Below are 17,591 nucleotides of genomic sequence, written 5' to 3' on the forward strand. Positions count from 1 at the left end.
CGCGGCGCGGCTGCGCCAATGGCGCGGCGGCGTCAGGGCGTGGCCGGGAATTTTCGCAGGATCGCGCCGGAAACGCATGGCGTTACGAATATTTGCGCTTTCCGATTCAATCGCTGGCTGCCATACCCGCTACAATCGCTGCCCGTAGTTTTGAACATGGCATGTCGATAATGGGTTTGGGCTGGTTCGGGTTTTCGACTTTCTGGATAGTACCGCTGCTGTGGCGGCTGGTGACGCGCTGGCTGGCCGGCGAGCGGCGCCTGGCCGGACCCGGCTCGCTGCGCGTGTGGCTGGGCACGCTGGCGGTGCTGTGCGCGAGCGCGTGCCTGGAAGCGCTGACCAGCGGCGACGATCCCGAATCGAGCGCCGGCGGCGCCGCCGGCCGCGCGCTGGCCGGCGCCTTCGGCAACCTGTTCGGCTGGACCGGCGCCTTGCTGCTGATGCTGGGCGTGCTGGCGCTGGCCGCGCCGATGGTGTTCGGCGAAACCTGGCGCAGCCTGTTCGCACGCAAGCCGCGCCGTGCCGCCGCGCCCGCTGCGGCGCCGGAAGAGCCTCCGGTGTCCTTCGCCGCCACCCAGCCGCAGCGCGAGGCCGAGCGCCGCGAAGCGCCGGCCGCCGGCAACGCCGGCTGGAGCGCGCCCGCGCCGCGCCATCGCAGTTTCGAAGCCGTCTCCGCGCGCCGCCAGCCCGCCTGGCAGCCGCCGCGCCGCACCCGTGAATCGCCGCCGCAGCCGGGCGAGATCTGGCTGCATCATGCCGATGCGCCGGGCGCGGCCAAGCCTGTCCGTGCGCCGCAGCCAGCGCCGGCTGCCGCCGCGCCGGCACCGCGTCCGGCCCCGCCGGCGGCACGCAAGCCGGCTCCCGCCGCGCCCGCACCGGCCCCGGCCCCGCGGCCGGCACAGCCGCTGCGTGGCACCGTGGTCAGCAGCCCGTTCCGCCAGCCGCAGCCGCTGGTCCGCGCGGCGATCACGACATTGCCGGAAGCGTCCGCAAAGCCTGTCGCCGACGCCGCAATGCCGGGCGCTGCGGCAGTCGCTGCCCCGGCCGGGGTTGCCGTCGCTACACAGGCGCCTGCCGGTGCCGGGCCGGAGGCCATCGCAGCGGTACAGGCCGTTGCTGAGCCCGTGCCCCAGCCAGAGCCAGAGCAAGAGCCGGATGTCGTGATCGCGGCGCCGGACAGCGCTTGCGTCCCGGTGGAAACCGCCGCGGCCACCGTCCCCGCCGAACCGCCGGCGCTGGATGACGATGCCGCATCGCTCGCCGCGATCCGGCAGGAGGCGCTGGACCTCCTGGCCGAGTTGCAGGCGCTGGCGGGCAAGTCCGCGACAGCGCCGTCGGCTGTCCCGGTATTGGACCCGCTGCCTGCGGCCATGCCGGAAGCGGCCGCGGATCCGGCCATCGATGCGGAAGACGTTGCGGCGGAAACTTGCGTCCAAGCTGAAGTCGAAGAAGTCCAGGCCGAACCGGCAGCCTTGTCGGTCTACGTGCCGGAAAGCACGCCGGAATCGGAACCGGAAGGCGAAGCAAGCGAGCCTGACGCCGGCGCCGTAGCCCATGCCGTCGCAAATTCCGCGATGGAAGAGGACAACGAGCCCGAGACCGCGCCGCTGGGCCAGGGCGAAGACACCGGCACGGAAAGCGCCCTGATGGATGGCAACGGCCTGGTCGGCGAAACCGCCGCGCCCGAGGCTTTGCCGCCCGTCGACGCAGCCGATGCAGTGGGAGCCGCCGAGGCCGCCGAGGCCATCGAGGCCATCGAGCCTGACGCCTCCGCCGCAGCCAGCGTGCCGGCGCCGCCCGCCAAGCCCCGCATCGTGCTGCCCGCCGTGGTCGGCCGCACCGTGCCGCTGGCAGCCGCCACGCCGCCCGCCCCCGCCCCCGCCCCCGCGCCCGCTGCCCCGCCGCCGCGCCCGGTGGTCGACTACCGCCTGCCGCCGGCGGAATTGCTGGAGCGCGAAGTCGACAGCGCCGAGCAGGTGTCGGAAGAACGCCTGCGTGAAACCGGCGAACTGATCGCGCAGCGGCTGGCCGAGTTCAAGGTCCCGGTCGCCGTGGTCGGCGCCGGCGCCGGCCCGGTGATCACCCGCTTCGAGGTCGAGCCCGCCATGGGCGTGCGCGGCGCGCAGGTGGTCGGGCTGATGAAGGACCTGGCGCGCGCGCTGGGCGTGACGTCGATCCGCGTGGTCGAGACCATTCCCGGCAAGACCTGCATGGGGCTGGAGCTGCCCAATGCGCGGCGGCAGATGATCCGGCTGTCCGAGATCGTCAACGCGGCCTCGTTCCAGGCCCACCATTCGCGGCTGGTGCTGGCGATGGGCAAGGACATCACCGGCAACCCGGTGGTGACCGACCTGGCGCGCGCGCCGCACCTGCTGGTGGCCGGCACCACCGGCTCGGGCAAGTCGGTGGCGGTCAACGCGATGATCCTGTCGATGCTGTACAAGGCGACGCCCGAAGACGTGCGCATGATCATGATCGACCCCAAGATGCTGGAACTGTCGGTCTACGAGGGCATTCCGCACCTGCTGGCGCCGGTGGTCACCGACATGAAGCAGGCCGCGCACGCGCTCAACTGGTGCGTCGGCGAAATGGAAAAGCGCTACAAGCTGATGTCGGCGCTGGGCGTGCGCAACCTGGCCGGCTACAACCAGAAGATCCGCGCCGCCGAGGCCGCGGGGCAGAAGGTGCCGAACCCGTTCTCGCTGACCCCGGACGCGCCCGAGCCGCTGTCGCGGCTGCCGATGATCGTGGTGGTGATCGACGAACTGGCCGACCTGATGATGGTCGCCGGCAAGAAGATCGAGGAACTGATCGCGCGGCTGGCGCAGAAGGCGCGCGCCGCCGGCATCCACCTGATCCTGGCCACGCAGCGCCCGTCGGTGGACGTGATCACCGGCCTGATCAAGGCCAATATCCCCACGCGCGTGGCGTTCCAGGTCTCGTCCAAGATCGATTCGCGCACCATCCTCGACCAGATGGGCGCAGAGAGTCTGCTGGGGCAGGGCGACATGCTGTTCCTGCCGCCGGGCACCGGCTATCCGCAGCGCGTGCATGGCGCCTTTGTCGCCGACGACGAAGTGCATCGCGTGGTCGAGCACTGGAAGCAGTTCGGCGAGCCGGACTACGATGAAGCCATCCTCGCCGGCGACCCGGCCGAAGCCGGCGGCGCCGACCTGTTCGGCGACGGCGGCGGCGACGGCGAGGCCGACCCGCTCTACGACGAAGCCGCCAGCTTCGTGCTGACCAGCCGGCGCGCCTCGATCTCGGCGGTGCAGCGGCAGCTGCGCATCGGCTATAACCGCGCGGCGCGGCTGATCGAGCAGATGGAAGTGGCCGGCCTGGTCTCGCCGATGGGCCGCAACGGCGCGCGCGACGTGCTGGCGCCCGGGCCGGGCGACTGACGCTTTACCGGGAGGCTGGATGAAGCCCGAGCATGGAAACCTGCTGGCCGGCGTGCCGGCCGGCGCGGCCGACGAGATCTTCCAGCCGCTGCTGCAGCGCCCGGGCCTGAAGATCGAGCGCATTGTCTCCAACGGCCAGGCCAGCGCGCCGGGCTTCTGGTACGACAGCGCGGAGGCGGAATGGGTGCTGCTGCTCAGCGGCAGCGCCGCGCTCGAGATCGAGGGGCAGGCCGGAGAGCATCGCATGGCGCCAGGCGACTGGCTGCACCTGCCGGCGCATTGCCGGCATCGGGTGGCGTGGACGGATGCCACGCAGCCGACGGTCTGGCTGGCGGTGCATTACGGGAGGGGCGGGAGTTAGGAACGGTGGGGGCGCGCGCATCGGGCTTCCGATGCGCGGCTGTTTGCTCCCCTCTCCCGCATGCGGGAGAGGGGCCGGGGGTGAGGGCAGGCGCAGGCATACCGACGCCCTTGACTTCGTTGACGCTCCGGCCCTCACCCCCACCCCTCTCCCGCACGAGGGAGAGGGGAGCGTATGCGAGGGTTCGTGGTCTTGTTCAAACGACCGCCGCCTGCTCCTGCGCAAACACCGGCTCCCCCAAATTCAACATCAACCGGTTGGCCCAGGCAAAAATCGCCACCGAGTGAATCAGATCCAGAATCTCCGCATCCGAAAGCCCCGCCTCGCGCAGCGGCTTTAACTGCTGCGCCGTCACCTGCGCCGGCCGCTCGGTCAGTTCGATCGAGAACTTCGCGATCGCCTGCTCGCGCGCCGTGGTGCCCGCGGTGCGCGGGTCCTCGAACACTTGCCGGATCACGTCGTCGCGCTTGGCCAGCTGCTCGAAGCGTTGCGCATGGACGGAGGCGCAGTAGACGCAGCCGTTGATGCGCGACACCACCGTGGTCGACAGTTCGCGCTCCGCGCGCGGCATGCCGCCCGGCGCATACATGATGGCGTTGAAGGCGGTGGAGCGCTGGCGCAGGATCTCGGGCTGGTGCACCAGGAAGCGGTAGTAGTCCTGCACCTTGGCCTTGGGGTGGCTTTCTTCCAGCACGGCGATCTGCTCCGGCGTGGCCTGGTCGAGGTCGACCACGTCGAGCCAGGCCTTCCAGTCGAGCACTTCATTGGTGAAGCCGTGCGATCTGATGATTTCGCTCATGCCTGTGCTCCTGCGGCGTCGTTCAGGGATTTCAATGCGTCGATGCCGGCCACCAGTCGCACCTGGTACGACACGAAGGCAATCAGCTGCGCCAGCGTGACCACGTCGGGCGTGCTCAGTCCCGCGGCCGGCAGCGTCTGCAGCGCGGCCCGGTCGCCCTCGACCGGTTTGTCGATCAGCTTGCGGGTAAAGGCCAGCATCGCGCGCAGCCGAGCATCGCCCAGCTCTGCGGGCTCGCCTTCGGCAGCGATGCGCACCTGGCCGGCATCGGCGCCGGCCTGTTCGAGCCGGGCGCGGTAGTGCGCCGCCAGCTTCGGCGAGGGCGTCAGGCGTGCCGCGTACAGCGCGACCAGCAGGCGCTCTGGCAGCGACAGGCCGGGCAGGGCGGGGTCGAACAGCGCGTCATAACTGCCTTGCGTGGCGGCCACGACCTTGTCGCGCTGGTGGCGCAGCGCACGCGTGGCGCTGCCCGGCGCCAGGCCGGTGAGCTGGTCGATCAGGTCGACCGCGGGGGTTGGGGGCTGGGTCATGGGACTCCCTGGGTTCAGGTCGGTGGGTCAGGTTCAAACTTGGGCGGTGCGCAGCGCCGGCGGCGGCGCCGGCACCCATTCGTCGCCGAACACTTCGGGCTCGGCATAGGCCTGCAGCGCGGCGTAGTGCAGCTCGATGTCTTCCTGGTACAGCCGCGCGGCAATGCCCTGGCCCAGCCGGCGCGCGCCGTCGCTGATCGCCGGGATGTCGCCGGACACGGTGCCGTGCGACAGCGCCGCCGGATAGCAGAAGCAGTGGATGCGCGTCAGGCCCGGGCAGGCGCCGGGTGTCTTTTCCTGGAATTCGAAGGCCTCGCCGAGGTCGGGCGAGTCGGACAGTTCGCGGTCTGCCTGCCCGTGCGGCGGCGTGTAGCGGTCGCGCCAGTAGCGGACATGCGGCGCGAACGCGGCGAACTCGGGCCGCGTTTCCAGTGCGATGCGAAAGCCGGTCGAAAAAATCAGGAAGTCCAGCTCGAACGCGCCCTGCGGCGTGCGCACCCGCAGCCCGTCGCCGTGCGCCTCGATCGCTTCCAGCGCCGCGCCCAGGTTGAAGTACGCATTGGCATGGCGCGACACGCGCAGCGTGCTGCCGCGCGGCGGCGGCACCTGCTGGCTGTTGATGTAATGGCGCAGGCGCCATTTCCAGGCGTCGGGCAGGCCGTAGTGGCCGAAGGTCAGGCCGGGGTTGCCGGCGCCCTTGCTCTTGTTGACGCGCGGAATGTCGGCGCGGCGGATCAGCATCTCCACGCTGGCGGCACCGGCCTCCAGCGCGGTTGCGGCGCTGTCCATGGCCGAGGCGCCGGCCCCGACCACGCCCACGCGCTTGCCGCGCAGCGCGGCGTAGTCCATCTCGTCGGACGAATGCGCCCACAGGTGGCGCGGCAGCGCCGCCGCCACCGGCGGCACGTAGGCGCCGCCCAGGCCGTCGCGGCCGGTGGCGAGCACAACGCGGCGCGCCAGCACGGTCTGTGGTCCGTCGGGCGAATGCATCGACAGCGCCACCAGCCCGTCGGCGCGCGGCACGATCTGGTCGACCCGGTGCTCGTTGCGGATATCCAGCCCCAGCACCTGCCGGTACCAGCGCAGGTAGTCCATCCATTGCAGGCGCGGAATCTTGTCCAGCGCCTGCCACGCGGCCTCGCCGAACTGCGCCTCGAACCAGGCGCGGAAGGTCAGCGCCGGCAGGCCCAGCGCGGGGCCGGTCAGCTGCTTGGGCGAGCGCAGCGTCTCCATGCGCGCGGTGGTGGCCCACGGGCCTTCATAGCCGGCCGGCGCGCGGTCGAAGGCGCGCACGCGCACGCCCAGGTGGGTCAGCGTGGCGCTCGCCGCCAGCCCGGCCATGCCGCCGCCGATCACGGCGACGTCCAGCACTTCCTGGCCGTCGACGGTGCGCGGCATGGTCCAGCGCTTGGCGGGCAGCTCCAGCCAGGACAGGTCCTGGCGCAGCCGGGCTTCGAGAGCGGCCAGGCCCGGGGGCGGCGGAGCGGTCGCAACGGTGGGGTCAGTCATGGCTTGTCAGTCCGGTAGCTTGGGGGGAGGGGGCCGCGGCATCGCCAGCATCGCCGGCGTCGCCATAGAGCGATTGCAGCAGCGCGCCGTGCTCGGCCGGCTCGCGCCGCACCAGGTCGGGCAGCAGCCCGGCGGCCGCGTCGGCCACCGCCTGCACCAGCCCCAGCACGGCGGTGCTGGCCGGGCGCGCCTGCGGCGTGATCACGCCGAAGAAGAAAGGAATATCGGCGTCGATAGGCCGCACCGCGATATCGGTCAGCGGCAGTCCGCGCGCCGTCACGGGTTCCAGCAGGGCGATGCCCAGCCCCGCGCGCACCAGCGTCAGCGCGCTGATCGAAGTGTTGGTGTCGATCACGCCCGCCGCCGGCACGCCGGCGCCGGCCAGCGCACGGTCGACACGGCGGCGCAGCCGGTAGGGGTTGTGCATGGTGATGAGACGGCGGCCGCGGCAGTCCTGCAGCGCGATGGCGGGTTGCGCCGCGAGCGGATCGTCGGCGCGCAGCGCGGCCACGCAGGCGGACTGGCCGATCCAGTGCACGGTCACGCCGCGGTGTTCCAGCGGCAGGCTGTTCAGGCCGATGTCGGCGGCGCCGGTCAGCACCGCGTGCACCACCTGTTCCGGCGACTGGCTCTGCACCGCCACGCGCTCCGGCGCGCACAGCCCGCGCGCGAACGCCAGCGCCAGCGCCGGCGGCAGCAGGCCCGTGGCCAGCGCCGGGGTCGCCGCAATGCGCAGCGGCCGGCCGTCGCCGCGCGCCAGCGCCGCCGCGCGGGTGCGGATCTGCTGCATGCCGGCCAGGGTCTGCTCGACTTCGTCGTAGAGCAGGAAGCCCTGCTCGGTCGGGCTGACCCGCGGGCCGCTGCGGGTAAACAGGGCGAAGCCGAGTTCCGCCTCCAGTTCCTGGATCAGCCGCGTGATGGCCGGCTGCGAGCGGCCAAGCAGCCGCCCGGCGGCGGTGACGCTGCCGGTGGTGACGACTGCGGCGAAGGCTTCGAGTTGCCGGATTTCCATGGCGCGCGGGGGTCGCGTGGCGGTTGTATGTGTTATCCGGATTCTGGCGCCTCTACCATGCAGTTTGCAAATACTATTTCGGGATATGTTCATGCGGGGCCTATGATGTAGCGATGCCGGACGCACATCGGCACCCTATCGGGACGGACGCTTTGGCCGGGATTCATGACAGCCGGAAGATCGGGAAGGTGCGGCACGGGCTGGGGCTTGCCGTGGCATGGGTGCTGGCCGCGGCACTCGCCGCCGCCATGCCGGCCCGCGCGGCGGACCCGTTGCGCGTCGGTTCCAAGCGCTTCACCGAGTCGTACATCCTCGGCGAACTGCTGGCCCAGGCGGCCGGGCCGCCCGGCACCGCGCAGCACCAGCGCGGCCTGGGCAATACCGCGATCGTGTTCGAGGCGCTGAAGGCCGGCAGCATCGATCTCTACCCCGACTACACCGGCACGCTTGCCGCCGAGATCCTCAAGCTGCCGCCCGGCGCCGGGCTGAACCAGATCCGCCAGGCGCTGGCGCCGATGGGGCTGGGCGCGGCGATTCCGCTGGGCTTCGAGAACACCTATGCACTGGCCGTGGCCGATGCCCGCGCGGGACCGTTGCGGCGCTTGAGCGATCTGGCGGCACAGCCGCGGCTGCGGCTCGGGCTGTCGCATGAGTTCCTGGGCCGCGCCGATGGCTGGCCCGGGCTGGCCAGCCGCTATGGCTTGCCGCAACGGCCGCTCGGGCTCGATCACGGCGTCGCCTACGAAGCGCTGGCCGCGGGGCAGGTCGATGCCATCGACATCTATTCCACCGATGCCAAGATCCGCAAGTACCAGCTGCGCGTGCTCGAGGACGACCGCCATTACTTTCCGCGCTACGACGCGCTGGTGGTGTACCGGCTCGACGTGCCGCAGCGCTTCCCGCAGGCATGGCAGGCGCTGCAGCAGCTGGCGGGCCGCATCGATGCCGACGACATGATCGCGATGAACGCGGCCGCGGAGATCGACGGCCAGCCGTTCGATGCGATTGCGCGGGCATTCCTGGCAGGAAGCGGGGGACAGGCGCACGCCGCCGGCAACCCCGTGCCGCGCGGCACGCTGGCCTCCGCACTGTTCGGCCCGGATACCACGCGGCTGGCGCGGCGCCATGTCGGCCTGGTGGCGGGGGCGGTCGGGGCGGCCACGCTGGTCGGGGTGCCGCTCGGCATCCTGGCCGCGCGCCGGCGCCGCACCGGGCAGCTCGTGCTGGGCGCGGTCAGCGTGCTGCAGACCGTGCCCTCGCTGGCGCTGCTGGCCATGCTGATTCCGCTGCTGGGCCGCATCGGGGTGTGGCCGGCGATGGTGGCGCTGTTTCTCTACGCCTTGCTGCCGATCGTGCGCAATACCGCCACCGGGCTGGAGCAGGTGCCGCCGGGCATGCGCGACGCGGCGCGCGCGCTCGGCCTGCGCCGTGCGCAGGTGCTGCGCTACGTGGAGCTGCCGCTGGCGCTGCCGGTGCTGCTGGCCGGCGTCAAGACCGCGGCGATCATCAGCGTGGGCACGGCGACGATCGCGGCCTTTGTCGGCGCGGGCGGCTTTGGCGAGCGCATCGCCACCGGGCTCGCGCTCAACGATGCCACGCTGCTGCTAGCGGGCGCGATCCCTGCGGCGGTGCTGGCGCTGGTGGTGCAGGCTGCGTTCGAGGCGCTGGAGTGGGCGCTGCGCAGGCGTAGAGACGCGCGCTAGGGTGGATGAATCACCAATTGGGTACTGGGGAGCAAACCGGCGGCATGCATTGGCATTGGCCTGTCGCTACGCCCCGCTAGTCCGCCTCAACTTTCCGACGCCGCAATCAGCCGCCCCAGCGTAGCGACCGCTGCCTCTGCCTCCTGATCCCACAAATGCCCATAGTTGAGCCGGATGCAGTTGCGATACCCCTGCCGCGCCGAAAAAATCGGCCCCGGCGCAATGCCGATCCCCGCTTCCAGCGCCGCCTGATGCAGCGCCAGCGCATCGAATCCCGCCGCAAACTCCACCCACAGGAAATACCCGCCCTCCGGCCGCGACACGCGCACGTGCTCCGGGAAATGCTGCCCGATGGCATCGATCATCCGCCCCTGCTGCATCTCGAGCACGTGGCGCAGCTTGCGCAGGTGCTTGTCGTAGCCGCCGTGCTGAAGGTACTCGGCCAGCGCCACCTGCGCGGGCACGCCGGCCGACAGCGTGGTCATCAGCTTGAGCCGCTGGATCGCCTCGCCAAAGCGGCCCGGGGCGACCCAGCCGATGCGGAAGCCCGGTGCCAGGGTCTTGGAGAACGAGCTGCAATGCATCACCAGCCCCTGCGTGTCGAAGGCCTTGGCCGGCAGCGGGCAGCGGTTGCCGAAGTAGAGCTCGCCATAGACGTCGTCCTCGATCAGCGGCACCTGGTGGCGCGCCAGCAAGGCCACCAGCGCCTTCTTCTTGTCCTCGGACATGCTGGCGCCGAGCGGATTCTGGAACTGCGTCATGAACCAGCACGCCTTGACCGGGTGGCGCGACAGCGCCGTGTCGAGCGCGCCCAGGTCGATGCCTTCGGCGGGATCGACCGGGATTTCGACGGCCTTGAGCCGCAGCCGCTCCAGCGCCTGCAGCGAGGCGTAGAAGCCGGGCGATTCGATCGCGACCACGTCGCCCGGCTGCGTCACCGCCATCAGGCACAGGTTCAGCGCCTCGAGCGCGCCGTTGGTGATCACCAGGTCTTCGGCCGGCTGCGGCGCGCCCGCGCCCAGGTAGCGCAGCGCGATCTGGCGGCGCAGGGCGGCATTGCCCGGCGGCAGGTCGTTGACCGAATGCCACGGGTCGAGCGCGCGGCCGGCGCGCGCCAGCGACTTGCCCAGCCGCTCCCACGGGAACAGCTCGGGCGACGGAAAGGCCGAGCCGAACTGCACCAGGTCGCGGTCGCGCGCGCCTTCGAGCACGGCGAAGACCAGCTTGGAGATGTCCACCTGCGTCGACACCTGCCGCGACGGGCGCGCCTGCGGCTGCGGCAGCTCGCGCCGCGCCGGCCCCGCCACGTAGTAGCCGGAGCGCTCGCGCGCCCGCACCAGTCCGCGCTCTTCCAGCCGGTAATAGGCCTGGAACGCGGTCGACGGGCTGACGCCGTACTGGGCCACGGTCTTGCGGATCGACGGCAGGCGCGTGCCGGGCGGCAGGCTGCCGTTGCGGATATCGGCGGCCAGGGTTTCGGCCAGGGCTTCGTACCGTTTCATCGGGGAGGCAGTGGGGGCAGTGGGGGCAGCGGTGCAGGGATTATCGCCCGGGCGCATCCAACTGATATGGTTTTTTTCCAGCGATCTGATGCTGGTATGGCTGCGCGGGCCGGACCATAATCGGCATCTCGTCCATACCGGCGTTGTGCCAGGAGATGCCATGAACCCGTTGAGGCTGTTGCGGACCGTGCTGTGGGGCTTCCTTGGCCTGCGCCAGGGCCGGGAACACCAGCGCGACCTGGACCAGCTGCGCCCGGTGCCGCTGATCGTGACCGGCGTGGCCGTCGCCGCCGCGCTGGTGGCCGGCCTGGTGCTGGCGGCCAACTGGGCCGTGTCGGCGGCCTGACCTGACTGCCTCCATGCGCTTTCCTTGCCAAGGGCTTGGCCCTGCCCCTGCAGTCTCCCGCGTTTCCCGCGCCTTGCGCAAGCTGGCCAGCGTGGCGCTGGCGGTGCTGCTGCCCGCGGGCCTGGCGCTGGCCGCCGGCGACGCGCAGCAAGTCGAGCGCGGCCGCTACCTGGCGCGCATCGCCAATTGCGCCGCCTGCCATACCAGCGCGGGCGGCAAGCCATTTGCCGGCGGGCTGCCGATCCGCACCGCGGTCGGCACGCTGTATTCGACCAATATCACGCCCGATGCCGGCAGCGGCATCGGCGCCTACACGCTGGCCGAGTTCGACCGCGCCGTGCGCCACGGCGTGGCGCGCGACGGCAAGCGCCTGTATCCGGCGATGCCGTACCCGTCGTACGCGCGCCTGCACAGCGACGACGTGGCGGCCCTGTACGCCTACCTGCGCGCCGAGGTGGCGCCGGTGGCGCAGCGCCATCCCGCGCCGCAGATGCGTTTTCCGTTCGGCATGCGCGGCCTGCTGGCGGTGTGGAACCTGCTGTTTCTCGATGACGACCCGGTGCGCACCGACCCCGCGCGCGACGCGGCCTGGAACCGCGGCGCCTACCTGGTGCAGGCGGTGGCGCACTGCGGCGCCTGCCACACGCCGCGCGGCACGCTGTTCGCCGAGAAGGGACTGGATGAGCGCAGCCGGCATTTCCTGTCCGGTGCCAGCGTCGAGGGCTGGTCCGCCACCAACCTGACCGGCGACCAGCTGACCGGGCTGGGCGCGTGGTCGCGCGCGGATATCGCCGAGTTCCTGCGCACCGGGCGCAATGCGCACGCGACCTCGTTCGGCCCGATGTCCACGGTCGTCTCCACCGCCACGCAGTACATGACCCCGGCCGACCTCGACGCGGTCGCCGCCTACCTCAAGTCCCTGCCCGGCGCGCGCGGCGAAGACAAGCCGTTCCGGCACGATCCGGCCACCGCGCAGCAGCTGCGGCAGGGCCGCTTCGACCTGCCCGGCGCGCGCCAGTACGCGGTGTTCTGCATGCCGTGCCACGGCGCCGACGGCAAGGGCTTCGCCCGGGTATTCCCGCCGCTGGCCGGCAACCCGACCGTGGCCGATCCGGATCCGGCCTCGCTGGTCAACCTGCTGCTCGACGGCGCCGTGACCGCACGCGTTGGCACCGCGCCGTCGGACTACCACATGCCCGGCTATGGCTGGACCCTGGACGACCAGGAGCTGGCCAACGTGCTGACCTTTATCCGCGGCAGCTGGGGCAACCGCGCGGCGCCGGTGGCGGAAGCCGCCGTGGCCTCGCGCCGCCAGGCCCTGGCCGCGCAGCGCAAGGCCGACGCCCAACGATGAACCGCCGATGACGATCACCCGAAGAGACTTCCTCAATGGCACCGCGCTGGCGATTGCCGCGGGACTGGCGCCGGCGCAGCTGCTGCGCGCGCAGCCACGCGCGCCCTCTGCGTCGTACCCGCCGGCGCTGACCGGGCTGCGCGGCAACCATCCCGGCACCTACACGCTGGCGCACAGCCTGGCGCGCGAAGGCGCGAAGTATCCCGCGGTGCTGGCGCGCGAAGCCTTCGACCTGGTGGTGGTCGGCGGCGGCCTCAGCGGCCTGGCGGCGGCGTGGTTCTACCGCCGCCGCTTCGGCGCCAAGCGCCGCATCCTGATCCTCGACAACCACGACGATTTCGGCGGCCACGCCAAGCGCAACGAGTTCACGGTGCGCGGCAAGCGGCTGGTGACCTATGGCGGCAGCGCCGAGATGCCGGCCGGCGCGGCCGGCGACGCCGCGGTGCGCGAGCTGCTGGCCGGGCTCGGGCTCGATGCCGCGCATGCGCCGGCGGGCGCAGCCGCCGCGGACCCGTTTGCCGCGCTCGGCATGGGCCGCGCCGTGTTCTTCGATGCCGAGCACTTCGGGCGCGACCAATGGGTCGCGGGCGACCCGTTCGGCGAATGGATCGACGCGCGCAGCTCTGGGCGCGCGGACGGCCCCGATGCGGCGGCGTTGTCGCGCTTCCTCGACAGCGCGCCCTTGCCGGCGGCGGACCGCGCCGCGCTGGCGCGGCTGGCGGCCGGCACCACCGATTACCTGCCGGCGCTGTCCGGCGCAGAACGCACCGCAGCGCTGCGCGCGATGCGCTACGCCAGTTTCCTGCGCGACAAGGCCGGCATCGGCCTGGCCGGCCAGCGCTTCCTGCGCAGCCGCAGCCATGACGCCTATGCGCTCGATGCCGACGGCATCTCGGTGGCCGACGCCATCGCCATCGGCCTGCCCGCCGGCGCCAATATGCCGGCACCGGCGGGCAATGCGCGGCTGGGCAAGTCGCCCGCTTCGCGGTTGTGGTTTGCCGACGGCAATGCGTCGCTGGCGCGGCTGCTGGTGCAGGGCCTGATCCCGGCCGTGGCCCGGATCGGCAGGCCGGAGGAAGTGGTGTCGGCCGCGTTCGACTACAGCCGTCTCGACCGCGAAGGCGATCCGGTGCGGCTGCGGCTGAACAGCACCGCGATCGCGGTCGAGCCCGATGGCCCGATCACGCGCGTCACCTATGGCTTCAGCGGCAACCTGCACCGGGTCGAGGCGCGCCACGTGGTGCTGGCGGGCTACAACATGATGATCCCGTACCTGCTGCCGTCGCTGCCGGCGCAGCAGAAGGCCATCCTGCACAACGAGGCCAAGGCGCCGCTGGTCTACACCAAGGTGGCGCTGGACCACTGGCAGGCCTTTGCCGCGCTGCGCACGCGCCGCATCCATGCGCCGGCCATGGCCTACACCGATCTGTGGCTGGAGCCGCCCGCGGGCAGGGCGCCTTCCGACCCGGCGGTGCTGCACATGCTCTATGTGCCCACCGTGCCCGACAGCGGCATGCCCGCGCGCGACCGCTTCCGCGCCGGCCGCGCCTTGCTGCTGGGCACGCCGTTCGACGCGATGGAGCGCGACATCCGCGCGCAGCTCGACCGCATGCTGGGGCACCAGGGCTTTGTCTCGCAGGAAGTGATTCGCGGCATCACCATCAACCGCTGGGCGCACGGCTACAGCTACATGCCCGACAGCCTGGCGGGAGAGAACGTGCCGCCCGGCGCGGCGTGGCCCGGGCTGGCCGGGGTCGGCAACATCAGCATCGCCAACAGCGACAACGCCGGCAGCCCGTCGCTGACGGCGGCGGTCGCACAGGGCAAGCGCGCCATCGAGCGGCTGCCCGGCTAGCGGCGAGTCAGCCCTGGCGCGGCGGCGTCAGCGCATCGATCTCCGCATCCTTGGCCTCCCACTGGCGTGTCAGCCAGTGGTGGAATTCGGTGCGGAAGGCCTTGTCGCTGCCGTAGTCGGCCTCGCAGAAGGAAGGGGGCACCGGCAGCTGGCGCATGCGTACCAGCACCGGACCCGCGCGCCCGCAGGCCAGGTCCCAGAAGCCCGGCGCGCCTTCCGGGTAGACGATGGTGACATCGATCAGCGAGCGGAACTTGCTGCCCATCGCGTTCAGCGCCACCGCCAGCCCGCCGGCCTTGGGCTTGAGCAGGTGGCGGTAAGGGGAATCCTGCGCGGCGCGCTTGGCCTCGGAAAAGCGCGTGCCTTCGGCGAACACCATCACGCTGGTCGGCACCAGCGAAAACTTCGCGCAGGCGCGTTTGGCCGTTTCCTGGTCCTGGCGCCGCAATGCCGGATTGCGCCGCAGCTGGGCCTTGCCGTGGCGCTTCATGAACGGAAAGTCCAGCGCCCACCAGGCCAGCCCGATCACCGGCACATAGATCAGCTGCTGCTTCAGGAAGAACTTCAGCAGCGGGATGCGCCGGTTCAGCGACCGCTGCAACACGAAGATATCGGCCCACGACTGGTGGTTGCAGTTGACCAGATACCAGTCGGCATAGCGCAGCCCGTCGTTGCCGCGGATGTCCCACGGCTCGCGCTGGATCCACGAGAACCAGCCGGTGTTGCCGGAGATCCAGGCGGTGGCAATGCCGTTGAGCAGCGGATCGATGCGCCGCCTGACCGCGGCGAACGGCAGCACCAGCTTCAGCAGCGCCAGCGGAAACAGCAGCGCGCACCAGAACAGCGTGCTGGCGATCAGCAGGGTCCAGCTGACGATGCCGGTGACAAAGGCGAAGCGCCCGCGCGGCACCAGCGCGCGGCGGCGTGGCGGCACGGAAGGTGCCGCGGCCTCGGGCTGCCCTGCATCGGCGGCAACGGAAGAAGAAGTAACGCGAGAGGAAGAAGGCAAAGTCGTCATGTCGGCCAGTTTGCAGGCAGGTAATGGATTTGGGCTTGCGCTCGATCAATGCGGACGCTGGCGCGCGGTATCTCAGGTTGACGATGCTGACCCGTTCGGGTCACCCGGCGGCCCCCGGTAGCAGGGCGCTGGTGCCGACCGGGCCCCTGGCCGGGATCGTCAGAACACCAGCGTCGCCGTGCCCATGAAGGTATTGGTGCTCTTCAGCCGGTTCTTGCTCGCCACCGATGGCACCCAGCGCAGGCCCAGCGACAGCAGGCTTTTGGCGCCGACCTTGGTGTCGTAGGTGACGATCGGGCCCACCGCCCAGTCGTGCCCGCGGAAGCCGTTCAGGCGGTCGGCCAGCGGGCCGCTGTCGTCGCCCAGCTGCTGCGTGGTGCCGGCGATCAGGCCGACGCCGGCGCCGTTGGCAAAGCGCTTGAGCAGCATGGTATCGAGCGTGAACAGCGGCGCGTTCTGGTAGTCGGTGGCGTGGTTGCGGGTGTAGAACTGGATGCCGGCGACGGCGTCGAACTCGAGCCCGTGTTCGGGGAACAGTTTGGTGTAGGCCACCTGCGGAATGAAGGTCCAGTTGTTCAGGCTGGGGTTGGCCAGCGCGTTGGGGTCGTACTTGCCGGTCGGTGCCCACACGTTCAGGCTCAGGGCCACGTGTTCCGTCTTGGAAAAATGGTAGCCCGCGATGATCGGCGCAAAGGTGATGTCGAACAGGTTCGAGGCGGTGTCCTGGGTGCTGGCGCCGCGCCCGCCGACGGCAAGGTTGGCCGTGACCTTGGTCCACACATAAGGCAGCGTAAAGCTGGAGGCGAAGTTCCATGCGCCGGTGTCGGTGTCCCACACTTTCATGACGGTCGCGAGGGTAAAGGCAATCTTGGCCTCCACGCCGGCCGAGGCCTTGCCCGCGACCGGCACGGTGCGGCTGCCGCCGATCGAACCGTCCAGGTAGATCTCGCCGACGTTGACGATCAGCGCCGGCTCCGGCGACACGACGCCCGCGTTGGCGACCACGCTGGTGCCCGTCACGGGGCGCCCCAGCGCGCCTTCGGTGGCGTGCGCGCCGGCGCAGGCAAGCAGCAGGGGGGCAGTCATGGCAAGCCGGTGTGCGAAGGTCTTTGGCATGGGCATCAGCATGAAGGGGCAGGGCAGGCAGGGCAGCGCACGCGGGCTGCCGCAATGGGATGCTGCAGTGAAGCAAGGCTCAACTGCCTGTTTCCCGACTTTGCATACTAGCAGCAAACCCCCGCGTCACTGTTGCGGGTAAATACGCAAAACTTTCATCACGGGCTTCGCAAAGATTGACTTCACAAGGCCGAAGACGCTCTGCCATGATGTTCACGCCATATTTGGACGGCGATGGTACGGATTTCACTGAGCGCGGCGTCCGGGGAGTGAATCGATTCATGCATAGACTTTTCATGCATAGGTCCTGGCGATTGGCCGGATGCGTGGCGCTGGCGCCGGCCTTAGCCGTTGCCGCCGGCCCGTCGACGGATGACATGAACGCGTCGAACAATCCGCTGAGCCCGACCGTTACGCTGAACCTGCAGGACCAGTACGTGGGGCGCTATTACGGGCTGGGCGACGAGGACGGCAACAGCGTGTTGCTGCGCGGCACCGTTCCCCACAAACTGTTCGGGTTGCCGCAGATCCTCCGCTTCACGCTGCCGGTGGTCACCACGCCCAATGTCGCGCCGGATGGCAGCAAGACCGGGCTGGGCGACCTGAACCTGTTCAACCTGGTGCTGATGAAGGGGCTGGGCATGGAATGGGGCATCGGGCCCCAGCTGACCCTTCCCACCGCCTCGCGCGACCAGACCGGCACCGGCAAGTGGCAGGCCGGCCTGGCGGCGGTCGGCATCGCGCCGCAGAAATGGGGCATGCTGGGCGGTCTGGTGACGTGGCAGCATTCCTTTGCCGGTGAAAGCGACCGGCCCACGCAAGACAACCTCACCGCGCAGCCGTTCGTGATCTACAACCTGCCGCAGGGCTGGTACCTGCGCAGCACCGCCACCTGGAATTTCGACCTCAAGCGCGGCAGCTATTACGTCCCGATCGGCATCGGCGCCGGCAAGATCTGGAAAATCGGCAAGGACACCTACAACCTGTTTGCCGAACCCCAATGGACGGTCAGCCACGATGGCACCGGCGTGCCCAAGTTCCAGGTCTTCATGGGCCTGAACATCCAGTTTCCGCTTTAGCGGCGA

At 70.6% G+C, this 17,591-nt stretch carries 14 protein-coding genes; 7 read left to right on the top strand and 7 right to left on the bottom strand.

From position 1 onward, the window contains the following. Positions 1-170 precede the first annotated feature (170 nt). Both CBM2594_RS08415 and CBM2594_RS08420 read left to right on the top strand, forming a co-directional pair. On the top strand, positions 171-3,401 hold the full coding sequence (locus tag CBM2594_RS08415; protein ID WP_116356435.1) for a DNA translocase FtsK 4TM domain-containing protein: 3,231 nt from the start codon (positions 171-173) through the stop codon (positions 3,399-3,401). Positions 3,402-3,420: 19 nt separating this feature from the next. Next, complete coding sequence (locus CBM2594_RS08420) at positions 3,421-3,762, top strand: cupin domain-containing protein (RefSeq protein ID WP_116356436.1); 342 nt, start codon at positions 3,421-3,423, stop codon at positions 3,760-3,762. Positions 3,763-3,958: 196 nt separating this feature from the next. On the opposite strand, the gene CBM2594_RS08425 is transcribed toward CBM2594_RS08420, so the two are convergent. The 4 genes from CBM2594_RS08425 to CBM2594_RS08440 are packed head-to-tail and all read right to left on the bottom strand — an operon-like array spanning position 3,959 to position 7,612. Then, entirely contained in the window at positions 3,959-4,561 is a 603-nt protein-coding gene (locus tag CBM2594_RS08425) for a peroxidase-related enzyme (protein ID WP_116356438.1), read from the bottom strand. Continuing rightward, entirely contained in the window at positions 4,558-5,091 is a 534-nt protein-coding gene (locus tag CBM2594_RS08430) for a CMD domain protein (protein WP_116356439.1), read from the bottom strand. The genes CBM2594_RS08425 and CBM2594_RS08430 overlap by 4 nt, the downstream gene beginning before the upstream one ends. A gap of 33 nt (positions 5,092-5,124) precedes the next feature. Beyond that, entirely contained in the window at positions 5,125-6,600 is a 1,476-nt protein-coding gene (locus CBM2594_RS08435) for an FAD-dependent oxidoreductase (protein WP_116356440.1), read from the bottom strand. Next, complete coding sequence (locus CBM2594_RS08440; RefSeq protein ID WP_116356441.1) at positions 6,593-7,612, bottom strand: LysR family transcriptional regulator; 1,020 nt, start codon at positions 7,610-7,612, stop codon at positions 6,593-6,595. The genes CBM2594_RS08435 and CBM2594_RS08440 overlap by 8 nt, the downstream gene beginning before the upstream one ends. Before the next feature lie 248 nt (positions 7,613-7,860). On the opposite strand from CBM2594_RS08440, the gene CBM2594_RS08445 reads away from it, so the two are divergent. Further along, positions 7,861-9,315, top strand: a complete 1,455-nt coding sequence (locus tag CBM2594_RS08445) for a glycine betaine ABC transporter substrate-binding protein (RefSeq protein ID WP_232346631.1) — start codon at positions 7,861-7,863, stop codon at positions 9,313-9,315. A gap of 86 nt (positions 9,316-9,401) precedes the next feature. Here the strand turns inward: CBM2594_RS08445 and CBM2594_RS08450 are convergent, their stop codons facing one another. After that, the gene (locus tag CBM2594_RS08450) at positions 9,402-10,817 is read right to left on the bottom strand and encodes an aminotransferase-like domain-containing protein (protein WP_116356442.1); all 1,416 of its coding nucleotides are present in this window, start codon (positions 10,815-10,817) and stop codon (positions 9,402-9,404) included. A 160-nt stretch (positions 10,818-10,977) separates the two neighbouring features. Between CBM2594_RS08450 and CBM2594_RS08455 the strand changes: the two genes are divergently transcribed. Genes CBM2594_RS08455 through CBM2594_RS08465 form a run of 3 tightly spaced genes read left to right on the top strand, consistent with a single transcriptional unit; the run spans position 10,978 to position 14,372 of the window. Beyond that, entirely contained in the window at positions 10,978-11,163 is a 186-nt protein-coding gene (locus CBM2594_RS08455) for a DUF2970 domain-containing protein (RefSeq protein WP_116356443.1), read from the top strand. Positions 11,164-11,176: 13 nt separating this feature from the next. Beyond that, positions 11,177-12,517, top strand: a complete 1,341-nt coding sequence (locus CBM2594_RS08460; RefSeq protein ID WP_116356444.1) for a cytochrome c — start codon at positions 11,177-11,179, stop codon at positions 12,515-12,517. A 7-nt stretch (positions 12,518-12,524) separates the two neighbouring features. Beyond that, positions 12,525-14,372 carry an NAD(P)-binding protein gene (locus CBM2594_RS08465; RefSeq protein WP_116356445.1) on the top strand — a complete coding sequence of 616 codons (1,848 nt, stop codon included), beginning with the start codon at positions 12,525-12,527 and terminating at the stop codon, positions 14,370-14,372. A 7-nt stretch (positions 14,373-14,379) separates the two neighbouring features. On the opposite strand, the gene CBM2594_RS08470 is transcribed toward CBM2594_RS08465, so the two are convergent. Beyond that, positions 14,380-15,282, bottom strand: coding sequence for an acyltransferase (locus tag CBM2594_RS08470; protein ID WP_116357737.1), 903 nt, complete (start codon positions 15,280-15,282; stop codon positions 14,380-14,382). 267 nt (positions 15,283-15,549) lie between these two features. Next, on the bottom strand, positions 15,550-16,506 hold the full coding sequence (locus tag CBM2594_RS08475) for a SphA family protein (protein WP_116357738.1): 957 nt from the start codon (positions 16,504-16,506) through the stop codon (positions 15,550-15,552). Positions 16,507-16,883: 377 nt separating this feature from the next. On the opposite strand from CBM2594_RS08475, the gene CBM2594_RS08480 reads away from it, so the two are divergent. Further along, a complete protein-coding gene (locus tag CBM2594_RS08480) occupies positions 16,884-17,585 on the top strand; it encodes a hypothetical protein (protein WP_232346580.1) in 702 nt (233 codons plus the stop codon). Positions 17,586-17,591 lie beyond the last annotated feature (6 nt).

Origin of the sequence: Cupriavidus taiwanensis, from assembly GCF_900249755.1 — a bacterium.
GTDB lineage: Bacteria > Pseudomonadota > Gammaproteobacteria > Burkholderiales > Burkholderiaceae > Cupriavidus > Cupriavidus taiwanensis_D.